This is a genomic window from Mangrovimonas sp. ST2L15, from assembly GCF_001280515.1.
Taxonomy (GTDB): domain Bacteria; phylum Bacteroidota; class Bacteroidia; order Flavobacteriales; family Flavobacteriaceae; genus Mangrovimonas; species Mangrovimonas futianensis.
On record NZ_LBIQ01000035.1, the window covers coordinates 287329 to 306571 of the forward strand.

The 19243-nt window shown below is 37.0% G+C and carries 17 protein-coding genes; 10 read left to right on the plus strand and 7 right to left on the minus strand.

What is annotated here, in order from left to right; genetic code table 11:
• The first annotated feature begins 4 nt into the window (after positions 1–4).
• Together ZA07_RS14365 and ZA07_RS14370 are read left to right on the plus strand one after the other, a co-directional pair.
• Complete coding sequence (locus ZA07_RS14365; RefSeq protein WP_053972453.1) at positions 5–1612, plus strand: S8 family serine peptidase; 1608 nt, start codon at positions 5–7, stop codon at positions 1610–1612.
• Positions 1612–2556: a nitronate monooxygenase family protein gene (locus ZA07_RS14370; protein ID WP_082316621.1), complete on the plus strand. Its 945-nt coding sequence runs from the start codon at positions 1612–1614 to the stop codon at positions 2554–2556. The genes ZA07_RS14365 and ZA07_RS14370 overlap by 1 nt, the downstream gene beginning before the upstream one ends.
• On the opposite strand, the gene ZA07_RS14375 is transcribed toward ZA07_RS14370, so the two are convergent.
• On the minus strand, positions 2543–3382 hold the full coding sequence (locus ZA07_RS14375) for a DMT family transporter (RefSeq protein ID WP_231628689.1): 840 nt from the start codon (positions 3380–3382) through the stop codon (positions 2543–2545). The genes ZA07_RS14370 and ZA07_RS14375 overlap by 14 nt on opposite strands.
• 111 nt (positions 3383–3493) lie before the next feature.
• Between ZA07_RS14375 and ZA07_RS14380 the strand changes: the two genes are divergently transcribed.
• The 3 genes from ZA07_RS14380 to ZA07_RS14390 are packed head-to-tail and all read left to right on the plus strand — an operon-like array spanning position 3494 to position 5665.
• On the plus strand, positions 3494–4879 hold the full coding sequence (locus ZA07_RS14380; protein ID WP_053972454.1) for an MATE family efflux transporter: 1386 nt from the start codon (positions 3494–3496) through the stop codon (positions 4877–4879).
• Complete coding sequence (locus ZA07_RS14385) at positions 4866–5093, plus strand: hypothetical protein (protein ID WP_053972455.1); 228 nt, start codon at positions 4866–4868, stop codon at positions 5091–5093. Before ZA07_RS14380 ends, ZA07_RS14385 begins: the two co-directional genes overlap by 14 nt.
• A 2-nt stretch (positions 5094–5095) precedes the next feature.
• Positions 5096–5665: a phosphatase PAP2 family protein gene (locus ZA07_RS14390; protein WP_053972456.1), complete on the plus strand. Its 570-nt coding sequence runs from the start codon at positions 5096–5098 to the stop codon at positions 5663–5665.
• On the opposite strand, the gene ZA07_RS14395 is transcribed toward ZA07_RS14390, so the two are convergent.
• Genes ZA07_RS14395 through ZA07_RS14405 form a run of 3 tightly spaced genes read right to left on the minus strand, consistent with a single transcriptional unit; the run spans position 5662 to position 8616 of the window.
• Positions 5662–7284 (minus strand): glycosyltransferase family 39 protein, encoded by a 1623-nt coding sequence (locus tag ZA07_RS14395; RefSeq protein WP_053972457.1) that lies wholly within the window; start codon positions 7282–7284, stop codon positions 5662–5664. The genes ZA07_RS14390 and ZA07_RS14395 overlap by 4 nt on opposite strands.
• Positions 7277–7903, minus strand: coding sequence for a lipid-A-disaccharide synthase N-terminal domain-containing protein (locus ZA07_RS14400; protein ID WP_053972458.1), 627 nt, complete (start codon positions 7901–7903; stop codon positions 7277–7279). Before ZA07_RS14400 ends, ZA07_RS14395 begins: the two co-directional genes overlap by 8 nt.
• Complete coding sequence (locus ZA07_RS14405) at positions 7903–8616, minus strand: glycosyltransferase family 2 protein (RefSeq protein WP_053972459.1); 714 nt, start codon at positions 8614–8616, stop codon at positions 7903–7905. The genes ZA07_RS14400 and ZA07_RS14405 overlap by 1 nt, the downstream gene beginning before the upstream one ends.
• A 90-nt stretch (positions 8617–8706) precedes the next feature.
• On the opposite strand from ZA07_RS14405, the gene ZA07_RS14410 reads away from it, so the two are divergent.
• Positions 8707–9648, plus strand: coding sequence for an NAD(P)-dependent oxidoreductase (locus ZA07_RS14410; protein ID WP_053972460.1), 942 nt, complete (start codon positions 8707–8709; stop codon positions 9646–9648).
• A 4-nt stretch (positions 9649–9652) separates the two neighbouring features.
• Here ZA07_RS14410 and ZA07_RS14415 read toward each other — a convergent pair whose 3' ends face one another.
• Positions 9653–10219: a DUF2911 domain-containing protein gene (locus ZA07_RS14415; protein WP_053972580.1), complete on the minus strand. Its 567-nt coding sequence runs from the start codon at positions 10217–10219 to the stop codon at positions 9653–9655.
• 172 nt (positions 10220–10391) lie between these two features.
• On the opposite strand from ZA07_RS14415, the gene ZA07_RS14420 reads away from it, so the two are divergent.
• From ZA07_RS14420 to ZA07_RS14435, 4 genes are read left to right on the plus strand one after another with little or no spacing between them, the layout of a single operon-like run.
• On the plus strand, positions 10392–10943 hold the full coding sequence (locus tag ZA07_RS14420; protein ID WP_053972461.1) for an RNA polymerase sigma factor: 552 nt from the start codon (positions 10392–10394) through the stop codon (positions 10941–10943).
• Positions 10927–11511 (plus strand): hypothetical protein, encoded by a 585-nt coding sequence (locus tag ZA07_RS14425; protein ID WP_053972462.1) that lies wholly within the window; start codon positions 10927–10929, stop codon positions 11509–11511. The genes ZA07_RS14420 and ZA07_RS14425 overlap by 17 nt, the downstream gene beginning before the upstream one ends.
• 51 nt (positions 11512–11562) lie before the next feature.
• The gene (locus ZA07_RS14430; RefSeq protein WP_053972463.1) at positions 11563–13029 is read left to right on the plus strand and encodes a hypothetical protein; all 1467 of its coding nucleotides are present in this window, start codon (positions 11563–11565) and stop codon (positions 13027–13029) included.
• 17 nt (positions 13030–13046) lie between these two features.
• Positions 13047–13757: a peptidoglycan DD-metalloendopeptidase family protein gene (locus ZA07_RS14435; protein ID WP_053972464.1), complete on the plus strand. Its 711-nt coding sequence runs from the start codon at positions 13047–13049 to the stop codon at positions 13755–13757.
• Here ZA07_RS14435 and ZA07_RS14440 read toward each other — a convergent pair.
• Positions 13735–14481 carry a T9SS type A sorting domain-containing protein gene (locus ZA07_RS14440; protein ID WP_082316622.1) on the minus strand — a complete coding sequence of 249 codons (747 nt, stop codon included), beginning with the start codon at positions 14479–14481 and terminating at the stop codon, positions 13735–13737. The genes ZA07_RS14435 and ZA07_RS14440 overlap by 23 nt on opposite strands.
• 12 nt (positions 14482–14493) lie before the next feature.
• Entirely contained in the window at positions 14494–19074 is a 4581-nt protein-coding gene (locus ZA07_RS14445; RefSeq protein ID WP_053972466.1) for a malectin domain-containing carbohydrate-binding protein, read from the minus strand.
• Positions 19075–19243 lie beyond the last annotated feature (169 nt).

A 19243-nucleotide genomic window follows, 5' to 3' on the forward strand; every position in this document is an offset into this window, starting at 1 on the left:
GCTTATGATGAGAAAAATTACACTATTCATTTTTTGTATTTTCAGTATATCTAATTTTGCCCAACAAGATGCTTGGGTTTATTTTGTGGATAAAGAAAATGTTACTGAGTCTTTAGCAAATCCTATTAGCATTTTAACTCAAAGAGCTATCGATAGAAAGGCTGCTCATGGCGTACTTATTGATACCCGTGATGTTCCAGTCACTGAATCTTACATATCCGAAATCAAAAATCAAGAAGGTATTACGGTTTTAGCCAAATCCAAATGGATGAACTGTGTTCATGTAAGAGGAGAGTTTGAGGCCATATCAGAACTTCTGAGTTTAGAAATTGTAGATGAAATCGTTTATGCCGATGGTAGTTTGAATGCACGCCCAGGTGAAATATCTAACAAATTTGAAACTGAGGAAGTGATGGTTGATTTTGTTTATGGCAATTCAGGAAATCAAATTGAGATGTTTAATGGAGATGTGCTTCATGAAATGGATTTCACGGGAGCGGGAATGGTTATCGCCGTTATAGATGCAGGCTTTCCCAACGTTGATACCATGGATGGTTTTGATCGGTTAAGAACCAATAATGGCATTTTAGGAGGGTATGATTTTTATGATAGAAATGAAGATGTTTATGCCAATACCTCCAGTTCACATGGTACTTTGGTTTTAAGCGATATGGCAGGTTATGTTGAAGATCAATTTGTAGGGACAGCACCTGATGCTGAGTATTATTTATTTCGAACTGAGAATGCCCCAAATGAAAACCCAGTAGAAGAAAGTTTGTGGGTAGAAGCTTTGGAACGCGCCGACAGTTTAGGAGTTGATTTAGTAAATTCCTCTTTGGGGTATAAAGATTATTATGATAATGCAGCCTATAATTATAGCTCTGAAGAGATGGATGGCGAGACAGCTTTTATTACACAAGGGGCCAACATAGGGTATGAAAAAGGACTTCTTATTGTGAATTCGGCGGGTAACGCTGGTGAAAATGGAGTTAATGCACCCGCAGATTCTGAATTTGTGTTTTCAATTGGAGCTGTTAATTCCAGTGGTGTTTATGCGCTCTTTAGTAGTCAAGGAAGTGATTTTCAACCGGTCATCAAACCCGATGTAGCCGCTCAGGGTCAAAGCTCTACTGTAATAAATTCTAATGATCAAATTGTAACTGCTAGCGGTACCTCATTTAGTTCTCCTATTTTAGCGGGGGGAATCGCTTGTTTATGGCAAGCCTTACCAGATTTAGATAATGGTGAGATTATGCAATTAGTTAGGGAATCGGCCTCACAATTTGACTCCCCAGATTATTTATTAGGTTATGGTATTCCTGATTTATCGCTAGCCTTAAATTTAGCCTTGTCCACTGATAATAATACTATAAACCTTCCGGAAGTTAAGGTATATCCCAATCCAGTAAAGACTAATTTGAATATTTACTTACCCGATGAGTGGACTTCGGCCACAATAAAACTTTATAATGTCTTGGGTAAAATGGTGATGCAACAAAAACTTACCAACACCAATAATAGCATTAATGTGAAGCATTTGGATCGTGGTATTTATCTATTACAGTTAGAGTCTGGAAATTATCATAAAACCATCAAACTCGTTAAAGATTAATGTCTCAAAATAGAATCACACAACTTTTTGGAATTCAATACCCCATTATACAGGCTGGAATGATCTGGAATAGCGGTTGGAGGTTAGCATCTGCTGCAAGCAATTCTGGTATCCTAGGTTTAATTGGGGCGGGGAGTATGTATCCCGATGTTTTAAGAGAACACATTCAAAAATGCAGACAAGCAACGGATAAACCTTTTGGGGTGAATGTGCCTATGTTGTACCCCAACATAGAAGAAATCATGAACATTATCGTGGAGGAAGGTGTGAAAATCGTTTTTACATCAGCCGGTAACCCTAGGACTTGGACCTCATGGCTTCAAGAAAAGGGAATTACGGTGGTTCATGTGGTAAGTAGTGTGAAGTTTGCCCTCAAGGCTCAAGAAGCTGGGGTGAATGCTATCGTTGCTGAAGGTTTTGAAGCTGGTGGACATAATGGTCGTGATGAAACCACTACTTTAACCTTGATTCCTATGGTAAAAGAGCAGTTGGAAATTCCTTTGATAGCAGCTGGTGGTATTGCCACCGGTAAAGCTATGTTAGCAGCTATGGTATTAGGAGCAGATGGTGTTCAGGTAGGAAGCAGATTTGTAGCGAGTGAAGAAAGTTCGGCACATCCAGCTTTCAAAGAAGTGGTCGTAAACACCAAGGAAGGGGATACCATGTTAACTTTGAAGGAATTGGCTCCTGTCAGGTTGATCAAAAATAAATTCTTTAACGACGTTCAAGAACTTTATAAACAAGCACCAACTGTAGAACAGCTCAAGGAACTTTTGGGAAGAGCTCGATCAAAAAGAGGTATGTTTGAAGGCGATTTAGAAGATGGCGAACTCGAAATCGGACAAATTGCAGGGTTGATTCACGATATCAAACCTGTATCAGAAATTGTAGATGATATGATTTCCGAATTTGAACGTGCCAAAAATGAAGTTAAGAACCTTTAGGTTTAAAAAGCAGGTTCAATAGTAAAGCGGTTATGATCAAACCCATGCCCATTAGACTCCAAAGGGAGTAACTGTCTCCAAAAAATGAAATTCCTATGAGCAAGGTAAAAATGGCTTCGGTGTATTTTATTGGGGCAACCTTATTTATTTCTCCCAATTGAAATGCTTTGGTCATGTTTAATTGGCCAACATATCCATAGAGGCCTAAGCTCAACAATGGTATATAATCTTCACTCTGTATAGGCTTCCAGTGGAATATGGAAACCACACCGCCAACAAGGGCACAAAGTAGCATAAAATGATTGACAATGGTGTAAGGATGCTCCTTGTCACCAATTAACTTAATGGAATTATAAACTAAGCCACCACAAACTGCTGATCCTATAATGACAACCAAACCAATTATGTTAAATTGAAGATCTGTAAGCTTTAAAATGAGTACTCCCACAAAGGCAAGAATGAAAAATAGCCAGCGAATGGGAACAATTTTTTCCTTAATCAGAAAAACTGAAAAAATAGCGGCAAAAATAGGGGAAAGATACCTTAGGGTAACTGCTGTTCCTACGGGAAGGTAGGATAAGGATGTAAAGAACAATAACATGGAGGTCATACCCGCGATAGACCTAAAAAACAATAATTTTTTATGGGTTCCGAAGTAATTGATTTTCTTATAGACGAGGTAGGACGAAGTGAATACTAAGGTTCCTAATGATCTAAAAAATACCATTTGAAATGGAGAATAATGGGCCATTTTTTTAGCCGTGATATTCATCAGTGTAAATGCTAATGCACTTATAATCATGAATAGGATGGCTTTTTTTGGCATTTTTTGGAGTTTCAAGCGAAGGTACATAATTAAAAAATGTAGTAATTGGGAAATTCTAATTAATAACAAGGAAAGAGAGGGAAAACAAATACTATCTCTTACTTTTGCACAATGGTTTTAGAAAACTACACCAAAGAATTTAAATACAACTGGAAATTGGCGGCTCCTGTAATGTTGGGTATGCTAGGTCACACTTTTGTGAGCTTTATAGACAACATCATGGTAGGGCAATTAGGAACCGCAGAATTAGCTGCCGTTTCTTTGGGTAATAGTTTTATGTTTATTGCCATGTCTTTGGGTATAGGTTTCTCTACTGCTATTACCCCATTGGTTGCCGAGGCGGATACAGCTAAAAATTTTGCGCAGGGAAAATCCTCATTTAAACATGGCTTGTTTTTGTGTACCGTTTTGGGTATTAGTCTGTTTTTAATGGTATTTTTTGCCAAACCCATTATGTATTTAATGAACCAGCCAGAAGAGGTTGTAGCTTATGCAATTCCTTATTTGGATTTGGTGGCTTTTTCCTTAATTCCACTGGTGGTCTTTCAAGCCTTTAAACAATTCAGTGATGGACTTTCATTGACAAAGTATCCCATGTATGCCACGTTGCTCGCCAATGTGGTCAATGTATTTTTTAATTACATTCTTATTTTTGGAAAATTTGGTTTTCCAGCGATGGGAATTGTTGGTGCCGCCTATGGCACCCTTATTTCTCGTTTTGTATTGGTTGTATTGCTTTGGTGGTTGTTAACTAAAAACAATAAATCCGTTAATTATGTCACCCAAATCAAGTTTTTCCAATTGGATCGTTTGATGTTGAAAAAAATAATTCATTTGGGCGCTCCAAGTTCCATGCAGATGTTTTTTGAGGTGGCGATTTTTACAGCAGCCATCTGGTTAAGTGGTTTGTTGGGCAAGAATCCACAAGCTGCCAACCAAATAGCCTTAAATTTATCATCCATGACCTTTATGGTGGCTACAGGATTGAGTGTGGCTGCCATGATTCGCGTTGGAAACCAAAAAGGTTTGGGTAATTATATCGAACTCAAAAGAATTGCATTTTCTATTTTTATTATGGGAACCTTGTTTGCCATTCTATTTGGGCTATTTTTTACGGTCATGCACCAATATCTACCAAGACTGTATGTAGACCTTGGTGATTTAAATAATCTGCAAGACAATTTGGAAGTGGTAAAAATAGGAGCAACCTTATTATTGGTAGCAGCCGTTTTTCAAATAAGTGATAGCATACAAGTAATTGTTTTGGGTGCACTAAGAGGGTTGCAGGATGTTAAAATTCCAACCATTATCACTTTTGTAGCCTATTGGGTTATCGGTTTTCCTGTGTCAATACTTTTGGGAAAAGAAGACCGATTGGGAAGTGTAGGGATTTGGATTGGATTATTGGCCGGATTGACATCGGCGGCAATTTTATTGTATATTAGATTTCACTTTTTAACTAATAAATTAATCGAAACAAAACATGGAACTTCCTAAATTTTTACTTGGTGATAACACCGATTTTCCTGATGCTATTTTTGTGATTCATACAGATTTTCCAAGATTCATTATTAATCTTGAAAATGATGATGTTGAATGGTTGGAAGATTTTGATCAACATGATCAGGAGGAGCTAGAAATGGAGGCTGAAAACTTAATTCAGCAGGCCATGGATTTTTATGATAGGGAAGTAGAACGTTATGAAGAATAGATATGATAGATCAAATCATTGAATTAGATAAACAACTATTTTTATTTTTAAACGGACTTGGTACCGAGCGATGGGATGGATTTTGGATGGCTTACACCACCAAATTCTATTGGATTCCCCTGTATGCGATTTTGGTGTTTTTCATATTCAAAAAAGAGCATTGGAAAATGTTTTTGGTGACTTTGGTTATTATTGGTGCTTTAGTCACTTTTACAGACCAAGTGTCCAATTTTTTTAAGCACAATGTTATGCGACCTAGACCTTGTCATGAAGAAGGTCTTATAGATTTAATGAGATTGGTGAAATCGTATTGCGGTGGTGCTTATGGGTATTTTTCGGGGCATGCGTCTAATGCCATGGGAGTGGCTATTTTTAGTGGTCTACTCCTTAAAAGTAGGTTTAAATATCTTATGCCTCTTATGATTTTATGGGCAATACTTATGGCCTACAGTAGAGTTTACATAGGGGTTCACTACCCATTAGATGTCCTTAGTGGTCTCATTTTTGGAGGTCTTGCTGGATGGATGTTTTATAAGCTCAATGAGTTTGTTAGAAAGAAATACCAACTTTAAGGTTTTCTTTTTAGCAAGTAATATTCATTTTGCAATCGGTCATTGTGACGACTTGAAGAAACTTCCACACGGTTCATATCAAAAACCATTTTTTCTTCAATAGTATAATGTTCTTGTATCTTCTCAATTGAAGATTCACTCAAGGTTCCTGTGATAAAGCCAAATTCCTCTTCATTAGGCATGTTATTCAAATCGGCAAATGGGATTGTTGTGCCGTAATGCCAAATAACTTCAGGTGAGATATTGTTGCCATAAAGTTTGAGGTTTTGAGCTTCTAATTGATTTTTTAGATTCCAAATGGGCTTAAAATTTTCCGTAGTGGTTGCTTTACTTAAAGGTAATGCCGTAACCAGAATACTGGCAAAGAACGTAACCGTCAAATAAAAAACCATTTTCATATTTTTCTTAATCAGAAAGACATAAATCATGAGCCCCAGTCCAAAAAGAACTAAGGATGCCAAAAGGTAAGAAATCCAATGGGAATGAAAATGTCCCTTTAAAAGGATATATCCTAAAATGGGAAATGCGAGTCCGATTAATCCAATAAGTCCAAAATTAAAATAGACTGGAACCATTTCTTTTTTGTTTTTAAGTTCCTTAAAATGTGTGATCAGATACTGAATGTAAAACCCAATGTTGATGGCCAATGGAATTAAAACAGGCATTAAATATCTGGATTTTTTTTCTGGAATTATGGAAAGTAATACAACGGCAAATAATGTCCAAAGTAAACTAAATTGATAGGCTTTTAAATGTGAGACGCGTGATTTTATATAAGGGTATAAAAGGCTAATAAATGCTGGAATGGTCCATAGTCCACTTTGTACAAAAAAGCTCCAATAATAGTAAAAGGGTCTCACGTTATAACTTCCCCAATTAGAGGTTTCTATATTAGCAATCGATTTAAAAGTAGCTGGGTCTGCTTGTCTTACATAAATAAACCACCAACCTCCAATGACTAAAGAGAGGATTAATATTCCAATTAAGGTAAAAACTAATTTACCAGACCATTGATATTTATAGGTAAATCCATAGGCGATTAGAAATGGCAACATTAAAGCGTAATAGGAAACAGGACCTTTGCATAAAAATGATAGTCCTAGGAATAGGGTGGCTAAAGCAATCCATTTTATTTTTAAATCATTGAAGCTGAAAATTTTAATTAAAAAATATATCCCAGCTATCATAAAACCATGGGTGTAAATGTCCCAAGGTGCCTCCATGGTGATTCCAATAACATAAAAGGAAGTTACCCCTATAAGGCCGTTTCTTAAACTGTGTGATTTATTTTTCACGAGTAAAAGGGATATCTTATAGATAAATATACCAATGAGCATGACAAAAAATACAGTAGGAAGTCGTAAAGCGTAAACACTGCTGATTCCGAATAGGGAACCTGAAACCGCTGTTATCCATGTGGGCATTGGAGGTTTTTGATATCGAGCTTCACCGTTCATGGTCGTTAACAGCCAATGGCCCTCCTGAACCATTTCTCTAGCGGAAATAAAATTTCTAGCCTCCATGATTGTCACATCCATGACATGTAGGTTGGGTAGAAGCATCACTGCCGTGAAAAGACAAATGGTTAAAATGGGATGTTTTTTAAGAAAATCAGTCATGTTGTTTATGAAGAATAATCAAATTTCTGGTGTAAATAATGGCTCCCAACAAATGCCCAACAAATAAAACAGGGTCTTTTCTAAAGATGGCATAACTTAAAATTAATAAAGATCCTGTGATGCTCAATATCCAAAATCCTAAAGGCAGGGAAGATTCCTTATTTTTTTCGGAATATAGCCATTGATAAATAAATCGAAAAGTGAAAACAGTTTGCGAGATTATACCAAGTGTTAATAACCATAATGGGATGCTCTCATTTTGAAATAACCGTTCAATATCAATGATGTTATTGTTATAATAATAAATGACAATCAATCCTGGGAAAATCCATAAAATCCATCTCCCTAGTCTAGGTAATTTATTCCAATGCCCCTGTAATTGTAAATTTCTTATGTAGATGTAATAGGTAAGGGCTTGGCCCAACATAATAGCAAAATCATTTCTGAGATACCCATAAACAAATAACAGAAAAGAAGCGATCAAACTCAGCACCCAAAACAAACTAGGTGTTATGACTCGTTTTTGCTTTTCAGAAGTGATCCATTGGATGATCAATCGGGAGGAAAATAATATTTGAGCCAAAAATCCAACGCTATATACCAACCAATGATTTTCCATTATCCTTTTTTGGCTACCGTATAATTAATGTATTTTTTCTTCATCCATAAATAGGCAAAACAATCCATTAAAGGACCCAATAATCTGTTCCAAAGTCCAAAATTAGCTGTACCCGCTATCCTTGGGAAATGTCGCACCGGAATTTGCTTGATTGTACCATGTTGTAACAAAATCATCGCCGGTAGAAAACGGTGTAACCCTCGAAACATTGGGATGCGCTTAGCATATTCACTTTTAATCACTTTAAGCGGACATCCGGTGTCGTCCATGCCATCATGAGTGAAAGATCTTCTAATGCCGTTGGCAATTTTGGAGGACATATTTTTTACAAAGGAATCTTTTCTGTCGGAACGAACACCTGTCACCAGGTCATTAGATCCGATATGTTCCAACAATAGGTTGAAATCCTCTGGAGCTGTCTGTAAATCAGAATCAATATATCCCAATAGAGGCGTGTCCGCATGATCAAATCCAGCCTTAATTGCAGCGCTTAGGCCTCTGTTTTCAGCAAAAGAAATGTAATGAAAATTAGTTTGTCTTGAACAAATATCCTCAATAATCTCTTGACTTCGGTCTTTAGACCCATCGTTAACAAAAAGTATTTTTGTGGGTTTTGAGGCTATTTTTGAATAATCAGAAAGTTCCTTTTCAACTCGGTTCAAATTGGCTTCTTCATTATAAACAGGAACAATAATGGTGAACTCGTATGTCATGAAATATTAGTTACGTTACAAAAGTATTCTTTTTTGAATAATTATATTCTTTAGAAAAAAAAATGTTTCTTTGTGTGACAATCAATCATTATGAAAATTCTAGTTACAGGAGCTGTTGGGTTTATAGGCTCACATACTTCGGAAAGACTTCAAAAATTGGGTCATCAAGTTATTGGCGTTGATAATTTCTCTCCCTATTATAGTGAAGAATTAAAAAAACTGAATGAAAAAGCTCTTAATGATTTAGGAATTTCAGTATTACAATTAGATTTAAGAGAAGCTAATTTAATTGAGAAGTTACCTACGGATGTGGAGTATATATTTCATTATGCAGCTCAACCAGGAATTTCGTCAACATCTACTTTCGAAGATTATTTTTCAAACAATATTATTGCAACAAAAAATCTGATTGATTATGCGTTGCAATTGCCCAATTTGAAAATGTTTGTAAATATTGGTACTTCTTCCATTTATGGTTTGGAGGCAACCTACCCGGAAGAGCGTGCTCCTAAGCCAGCTTCCCATTATGGTGTCACTAAATTGGCTGCCGAACAATTAGTGCTTCAGAAGTCCAGGGAAAAACAAATGAAAGGATGTTCCTTGAGATTGTATTCAGTGATTGGTCCAAGGGAGCGTCCTGAAAAGATGTATACTAAATTAATTGCCAACGGTTTAAATGACGAGGCTTTCCCTCTTTTTGAAGGTAGTGATAAGCATTTAAGAAGCTTTACCTATGTCGGTGACATTGTTGATGGCGTGGTTAGCGTTATTGGTAAAGAATCTCAAGTGGATGGTGAGGTTATTAATTTAGGCACTGAGGTCGAGCATACAACGCAGGAAGGTATTGAAGCCGTAGAAAAGGTGCTTGGTAAGCAAATTGAAATAAATGTTATTCCAAAGCGTCCAGGAGACCAATTACGAACTAAAGCTAATATTGATAAAGCAAGAAAATTGTTAGATTACAATCCGCAAACAACCCTTTTAGAAGCTGTTGAAAAACAGGTTGCTTGGTATAAAAAATATTTTTCTTAAAGAATTAGTTGTAGGTTTCAATAGGGACTGCCACCTTGATGTCATCCCAAACCATGGTTAGCGATAAATCATCTAAAGAATTATCAAAACCAATAGTAAATTCCTCAACGGTGGTATTAATCATTTCAACAGGAACTTCCACATTTACTACATCAAATTGAGGTTCTCTCATTGGATTCATTTCCATATCAACACCCCATGGATAATCTTTGGAGTTAAACATGACATGCCAAGTTGAATCATTAGGGATGGTCCAAAGGGTATATTTTCCTGCGGGTAGGGAATCATTTTTGATTTTTAAAGCTTTGTTTGTTTTAAAAGTGGTTGCTTCATTTGCCCCTGTACGCCATACTTTTTCGTACGGCACTAAGCCCCCAAAAATTTCACGACCCCTTTTGGAAGGTCTGTTGTAAAATACTTCCATTTTCAAATCGTTTTTCACCAAAGAAACAGTGTCTTTAGGACTTAGACGTTTTTGAAACAAGCTATCATCCACAAAATAGGCATATATAAAGGTTCCCACCGCTACAAAAACCAAGAAATACAAGACCCACTTTAAAAATCTATTCATTTTAGAAAAATATTTTGATTGATAAAGATACTTAATTACACTACCAAGTTGTATTGGCATTCAATAATCTTTAACAGATTTTACGTAACTTAAAAAAACTTTTAATTTTTTGCAACATCCGTTTTTTTCTATCGTCTTTCAAGTGAACTAATCATAAACCAAAAGTGATTTTATGCTTCTAGATAGCATTATTGAACAATGCAAGGAGAATAATCGTTTAGCTCAAATGCAGTTATATGACCAATATTGTCATGGGATGTACATTGTGGCTTATCGATTTATGAAAAATGAAGCAGAAGCTGAAGATGTGGTTCAAGAAGCTTTTATAAAGGCTTTCAGAAAACTGCATCAATTCAATGCAGAGGTGACTTTTGGTGCTTGGTTAAAACGTATTGTCATCAACAGATGTATTGATGTGCTTAAATCTAGAAAGCAACAGCTTATTGAGTTGCAGCAAAACCATTTAAAAGTGGTCGATACAACCTATGAAGACAAATGGTTGGTAGAAGATGAGATTACCAAAGAGAATGTTCAGAAGGCAATAGACCAATTGCCAGACAAGTACCGGTATGTCGTTTCACTTTACATTTTGGAAGGATATGATCATCAAGAAATTTCAGAGATTTTGGACATCACGGAAGTCGCTTCCCGAACCCAGTTATCTCGCGGACGTGCAAAATTACAAGAACTTTTAAATCCCTTAAGACATGGCTCAAGATATTAGAAAACTCTTTGAAGAAAACCAAGGCAAAGGGGAGATGCAAATGCCAGAAGGTCATAGAAGCCGTTTCATGGATCGTTTGGATCAGGAATTTCCAAAGGAAAAACCAGTTAAAAATCGATCTTGGATGTATGTGGCAGCAAGTATCGTGGTGCTTGTTGGGTTGGTGTATTCTGGATTTAAGTGGATGGATAATGAACCATTGGATACCAATCCACAAGTTGTGGATACATCGTCAAAAACTAATGAAGAGGAAACAAAATCTTTGGGAGATGTGTCTCCAGAATTAAAGCAAGTGGAGGACTATTATTTGGCGAGCATCAATTTTGAATTGTCAAAAGTGAAGGTTACTCCTGAAAACAAAGAATTGTTTGACGGCTATGTTAAAAGATTGGAAGAGTTGAATAGTGAATATCAAAAACTTTCGGTTGAACTGACTGAAAAAGGACCAAACGAGTTTACAGTGACCGCTCTTATCAATAATTTAAAGTTACGTTTGAATTTGTTGCACCGCCTTAGAGAACAATTAAAATTATTAAACGAAAATCAATACAATCAAAAAACGAGTTAATATATCATGAAAACACTATTGAACCTATGCATCTTTTGTATTTGCTTGAGTATGTCAGCACAGCAAAAGCTTGAAAAGATATCGCAGTCTATTAATGTTAATGATGAGGTGGTCATCGACCTCAATACCAGTTATACCAATTTGGTTATAGATACCTGGAATAAAGACATTATTGAGGTGGAAGCCTATATTGAAAGCGATAAACTTTCAAAAGAGGAACTGAATGAAGTTTTAAAAGATTGGAAAATCTCTGTAGATGGATCCAAAGATCAAGTATCAATCACCACTGAAGGCATGTACGGCTCTTGGAACAACAGGCTTGTATACTTTGATGACGAATCTTCAGATGCCTTAAGAATTTTGGAATTAGAACTGGCTAGGTTACCTGAATTGGTCGTAGCACCTACTTTAGAAGGGTTGTCTGATATGCCACCTCTTCCTGCAATGCCTAAGCTTCCTAAATTACCAAAAGGAGTGAGTGAATATCAATTTGATTACGACAAATATCAAAGGGAAGGGGAGGCCTATATGGAACAATGGAGCAAGGAATATGGAGAAAAGTATGGTGATGAATATGCCAAAAAAATGGAAGAATGGGCTAAGAAATGGGAAGAGAGTCCAGAAATGCGTGAGTTTGAAAAACAAATGGAAGCGTGGGGAGAACAATTTGGTAAAGAATTTGGTGAAAAGTTTGGGAAAGACATGGAGAAATGGGGTGAGCAATTTGGAAAGGACATGGAACGATGGGGAGAACAATTTGGTCGTCAAATGGAACAACAAGCTCATAGACTGGAACAAAGAGAAGCTATAAGACAACAGCGAATTCATGAACGTGAAAAAATGCAAGTGGAGCGTGAAAAAATGCAAGAGGAAAGGCAAAAAATGAGAGAAAAGTCTAGGAATTATAAATTAAGACATGTTGGTCCAGATTCCCAAGGTGTAATTAAGACGATAAGAATTAAGATACCTAAAAAGGCCAAATTAAATATGAATGTAAGGCATGGTGAATTGAAATTTGCTTCCAATATTCAGGATTTAAAAGCAGATCTAACTTATACGGCTTTAGTAGCCAATAGCATTGATGGAAGTAAAACTTCCATCAATGCCTCCTATTCCCCTGTAAAAATAAACCAATGGTTGGCTGGGGAACTAAAGCTTAAATATGTGGATGATGCCCAAATTAATCAAGTTAAACAATTGGTTTTAAGTGCTAATTCTTCAAACATTATTTTAGACAAACTTTCAGGTAGCGCTATTATTGATGGGAGCTTTGGAGATTTGGTTATAGGTGACATTGATTCTGGGTTTCAGAATTTAAATATTGTTTTAGAAAACAGTGATGCTTTAATTTCACTGCCTCAAACAAATTATAACCTACAATTCAAAGGGAAAAACTCTAGTTTTAAGCACCCAAAATCAACTAATGAAGCCATGGTGTCTTCTTTTTCTACCGGAGATTTGGGCAGTGGTAAAACCATTGTGGTAAACGCCAAGTTTAGCCAAGTGGTTATGAAATAGTTTCCTACCTTTGGGCTATGGACCCAAACACATTCAACTCCTTTTTATCCCAGATTTCTCCAGAACCCCTTAGGGTTATTGATGACACGATTCCTTTGTCATCCTATGTTTCCATAGATATTTCTGAAAACCAAACACAATTGCATCAATTTGATGTCACCTCTTCAAAGGATTGGGAAGTCTTTATCAATGATTATTTAAAAAAGCATGAGGCACAGGTAGCTTACGGAGGCTATTTGGAAACAAGAGATATATACAAGCGTAGCAAGCATTTTAATAAATCTGATAAAGAGACAGAACGAAACATTCATCTAGGTATGGATTTATGGGCAGCTAAAGAAACCGCTATTCTCGCACCTTTAGATGGAAAAATACATAGCTTTAGGGATAATATTCAATTTGGTGATTACGGACCAACAATTATTTTGGAGCATCATATTCAAGGAATTTGCTTCTTTACTCTTTACGGGCATTTGACTAAGGAATCTATTACCAATTTGGAAGTGGGTCAATCATTTTCAAAAGGACAAATTATTGCTGCTTTGGGAGCCCCAGAAGTAAATGGAGATTATGCACCTCATTTACATTTTCAAATTATTAGGGATATGCAGGGATATTATGGTGATTTTCCTGGTGTTTGTAGCAAAAAAAATCTGGACAAATTCAAAGAATTATGCCCAGATCCAAATTTGCTATTAAAAGTTTTTAATGGGACACCGATATTTTAAAGGTGGCCTGTTCATCTGAATGGGAAATGACTTTTACCAAATAGAAGGTACTTGGGATGTTCTGTAGTTTTAAATGAATTTGATTATCCTCTACATCCAATTGATCAAAAGTTTTTACCAATTTTCCTTCTAAGGAATAAAGATTGATATGGGATACTTTTGAAGGTTCAGATAGTTGAATAAAGAGATCTTTGTCTGCAGGGTTTGGAAAGACTTTTAATTGCGCTTTCCATTTAGCATTTAGTGATAAAGTTTCTAGAACCACATCATTAGTAGTTCCAAGTACATTAATACCATCTGGATCAGAAATATAAGCACCGTCCACTAAATTGGTATCATTGACGATGGTAATCGATTCATCTCCGTTTAAAACTTCAAATTCCACAGTAAAGATAGTTCCATTGCCTGTATGTGTAATTCCAGCTGATCCTGCTACATATTGAATAACACCAGGTGTTCCAGTATTAGTGATAATTGTATTGGCAAAAAGATCACCATTGGTCAAACTATTTACCTGTAATAATGTAGGGTCATAAGTGATTTTCACTTGGGCTGCTGTGTATGGGGTGCCATCAGACTGAGCTTCCAAGGTGTAATCAAAGGTTTGGCCAATACTCAACGGCGGAGTTACATTAACAGCCGCCACCATATCTACCTGAGCTTTTAAAGAAAAACAAAGCATCAGGAAGGCGCCTAAAAAAATTGATTTGGTTAAAGTTTTCATAGATATTTTTGTTTAATTGTTTTGGTCTTCTCCAATTGCGAAATAATTACCCGAAAACAGGCCAAGATCTGCAATGTTAATGACAGAATCATTATTGAAATCAGCCGATTCTGAGTAATTGGCGTCCCCAGAAGTGCTTCCATAAGCACCTGAGAAGATACCAAGATCGGCAATGTTAATGATATTGTCGTTATTAGCATCTCCAGCTAATAGGACTGGAATTGTTTCGGAACTATTTTCTGTTAAATTTACTTCAATCATCCGTTGCAAATACAAGGACGTTTTCACTAGCACTTTATATGATCCTTGCCCAATCGTACTTCCAATAGTAATATTTCCAGCACTATCTGCTGTTTCACTAAAAATGTAGGCAGGTGTTACTAAATCGTTGGTACGATAAAGTATAATATCATAATCTTCAGAGTAGTCTATTCTTCCTTGAAGTGTTACAGATAGGTCCAAGGTATATTGTCCCACCTCCACGGTCACGGTCTGTTCACATGCGTCAGAAGTGTTTCCACTGGCATCTGTCACGGTCCATGTAATAATGGTATCTCCTAATGGAAATGGATCAGTTAACTCTAGGCCATCAGCTCGAGTTCCTAAATATTCAAGTTGTGACCCTAAAGAGCAGTCATCGGATCCTGTTGGTTCTTCAATAGTGACTATGCCTTCTATTTCACCTTCATCAATGAATTCTGTAATGTTTTCTGGACAGGTTATAGTTGGATTTTCAATGTCTTCAAATACGGTCCAGGTAAAGGTTTCGGTAGCATCAAAACTATTGTCTTTTGAAACGGTTACGGTTACATTAAACACGCCATCACCATTAGGTCCGCCTGTCAAAGAAGATGATGCAATTTGACCAAAAATGATACCATTTGTTGGTTCTATACCAATACCATCAGGTTGCCCGCTTATGGCATAGGTTAAATTGTCTGCAGGATTTCCTCCAGTAGCCGAAGCAGTGATATCAGCAATGGCATTTTCACAACTGGTTATATTTTCAAGAGGATCGATTTCCAGAGGAGGGAAGGTGAGTCCTAATACTTCAATAGCGACCACTCTGGAACGCTCAATCTCTTCAATAAATTCAATATTTAAATCATTATCTGTAACAGTCACATTAAACTGAAGCATACCAGCTCTACCAAAACCAAACATGTCATTGGGATCAAAATGGGAGAAGACACGCTGTCCTTCCATATTAATACTGAAAACTACTTCGCCGGGTTGGGATGAACCAGAATAGAGAGAAGCTTCATATAAATTCACAATGTATTTCCCATTTGGTACTGAGATATGGTAAGTCATAGGTATGGTTATATCCAAAGAGTTTCTGTGGGTATGCATTATGGCCTCATAGGTTGCTTGATCTATATAATCAGGAATAGAAGGATCCTTAAGGCCGAAATCTAAAGGCCCGTTACTATAAGTTCCATCACCACCGTCTACTACAAATGATTCTCCAATTCCACTATCACCTGAAGGATTGGCCTCCCAATTGGGGCCGCCATCTGTGGCATCAAATCCCAAACCTCCTGTGTTAATACGAACAATGGGTGAATAATTTTCTGTAAGTTCTCCAGCCAAATCAAATAGAATAGGAGTGTTGGTTCCATCATGTGTAATGGTCAACAGGGCTTCTTTTGTTCCAACTGTTCCATCCGCATGGAATAGTACAGGGATTTGCATAGAGGCTGCCGGATTTAGAACAAAAGGTGTGGTTTCTTCAATGGTAAATAAAGCAGCATCTGTTCCCGTTATAGACATATCTGTAATAGTGATGGGATCATCTGTCGGACCTCCATTATTCTGTAATTCAAAGTATTTAATACGATAATTGATATTGTTTGGGGTATGCCCAAAATCAATGGAGCTAGGGGTTGTGGATAGGATACCGCTTTCGTTTTCCTCTATATTTATAAAATCCCAAGTAGCAGCAAAATAATCAGAACCTCTTGAAGTCCCTATCATTCCTATGGCTAATCCTTGATTATCTGTAGCATCTAAAAAGGAAGTAGGTAGGGTTATTGGCGATCCAAATAAAAATAAGTTTTGCCCTTTATCTAACGAATAATAGGGTTGTGCTGAATTGGTAGCTGGATCAATGGCAAAGTATAAGTCAATGGCATTAGCAATTAAAAGGTCTGTTACATCCTCTGTATAGTTCGTTGATACAATACCATCTTCCTCAAGGACCACTTGAAGTCCATTAATGTTATCTGCATTAGAAGTTCCGTTCATGATAACTATTTTCAAATAGTTGTCTTGATCGCCATTTCCAATTTGTAACCCATAGGATTGAAAATCTTGAGGATTGGTTTGAGAACCATTAATTCCAAAATAGGGGGATTCTATTCGGGTATGTATCGTAAAAGGATTGGAATTGGTGTCTACATTGGCTCCAAATTGAAAACCGTATTGCTGATCATTAAAGGATTCAAAGGAATCACCCGGAGAAATGTAATCAACGGTAGCCTTACCGGCAGCACCACCAAAAGATAAATCATTTGGGTCATATTGCGTTAAATAATCAGTAGATCCGGTTGGGTCTAGCATTAATCCTGTAAAACCTAAACCAAACATTCCAGTTCCGGGATCATTATTCCAAAATGGATAAAGAATAGGAAGGTTGGTGGTTGTTCCGTTATCAGCATCTATAGCAAAAGCATCATTCACGTCCAAGATGCCATCATTGTCATCATCGTCATCATTCAAATCTGAAATAAAATCGCCATCATTATCGTTTGGCTTACTTCCTTGTGAACAATAGTTGGTATTGTTATCGATTTCATCTTGATTGGTAAATCCATCACCATCATAGTCTGCCAAGGGGTCAAATGCTGGATCCAGAGGATCTATACAATCAATATCCTGAGGTTCAAAAATGGTGATGCTGTTTGAGCCATAGGTAGCCGCCCAAACAGTTCCTGGAAAAATATCAGCATCGCCTTGAGCAATGACATCCAATGGGATGCTACCAAAACCTGAGAAAATGGCTTCATATTCAATGACTTGGCCTCCTGTTTCATTAAAAACATATCTATTGATATCACCTCCAAAAGATGCTGTAAGGATACTTCCCTGCATAGCCCCTTCAAAATTGGTCGCTGTATATTCAGCAATTCCATTTGTTGAAAAGTTGATCACATCCAAAATATTATTTTCAGGACTGGAAACAGGTAAATCACATTGGTACTCTCCTAGTTCTGGTCTTACTGGGAAATCCTCTATAATGAAAGAGGATTGAAAGTATCCGGTAACACCTCCTAAAAGAGATTCCAAAGATCCGTTGTATTCTTCTATCCAGGTACCTCCAGAATTGAGGTAACCAATGATTCCTGTTTTATTGGGGAATGCAAAAATGGGGTTTGGATGCCCGCCATAATAGGTGAAATTTGCATCGTTAATGGTACCTACAAAATGAAGTGGATCTCCATATAAAGAACTGTTTTCCTCACTTAATTCGTTAGTGATGTAATGGTTGGCAGGATCATAATCTACGGTGTTTTGGTAACCTAGAAATTCATCGGTATTGATATCATAAATTTTAGGAGTTCCACCCCAGGTGTTGTTTGGACCATTGTCAGATAGATAGATCCTTCCGCTCTCTGTGACCACGATGTCATAAGTGTTTCTGAAACCGGGAGCAAAGACTTCAATCGGGGAACCTGCCTCAAAAATAGCTTGATTTAAACTGTTATGTCCACCAAAGGGATCGTTTAAATCGATGGTAGCGTTATAAAGAGGGTGACCAGAAGGATATGGAAAATAAGGGCTTGTATTATCGATGTCAGCTCTTGTTGGGTCGTTTAAAGTGGGTAGATCATAAACAAAATCAGTTCCTGTTCTTGGGTCATTATAAATGGGCATAGATTCCAATTGGTCCATGTCAATAATCAATACATTGCCTGAATAAAGATATTCAGGGGTTGCAGCAAAATTGTTTGAAGGAGCCCCTTTATTGGTATTCCCTCCTTGGCAAAGTAACATAAATTCGGTGCCCTCACGTTCGAAAAGGGTCATACCATTGGTAGAGTGGTTTTCTTCACATCTTGGTAATCCTCTTATTAAATCTACTTTTATCCAGTTGGAGCCGTCCCAAGTTAATCTGGAAAGTACTCCAGAGTTGGTATCTAAATTGGTATCTTCTCCAGCACCACCACCACCGATGAGGTTGTCTGATGAAGAGGCATAGATAATTGGGTTTTCAGCTGTTCCGGAAAGTTTAATTCCAGTGATTTGTCTAGTGATAACTGGTGTTAATTCACCCAAATCTGTGTGGTTTTTCGTGTAGTCACGAATCATGGTAATTTCCTCAACATCTGTAACCGTGTAGGTGCCATTTCCCGCAGGTGCATTATCGCGCTCTATGGTATAAGCCCAAATAGTTCCGTTTTGTTGGGAAACATACAAGCGGTCATCAGGGCCAAATTCTAAAGAGGTAGGATTTAATACTCCTTCACCAATGAGGCCGGTAGAACCAAAACTAATGGTTTGTGAATGGGTGTGTTGGGACCAAAAAATACTTAGTATTGCTAGGAATGCCCATCTAGCTAAATAGTTTGTTTTAAAACAATTAAAAGACATTTTACAATTTTTTTCAAGATTTGTTGTATTGGCGCTATTAATCGAAAAAAATTATCGGGGAGGATTGGAGTGTGAATTTAGTAAATAATTGAGGAATTTTAGGAGTGAAATGTTAGCTTTTCGTTAAAACGATTATTTTTCGGACATCATGCCCATAAACAGAAAAGCC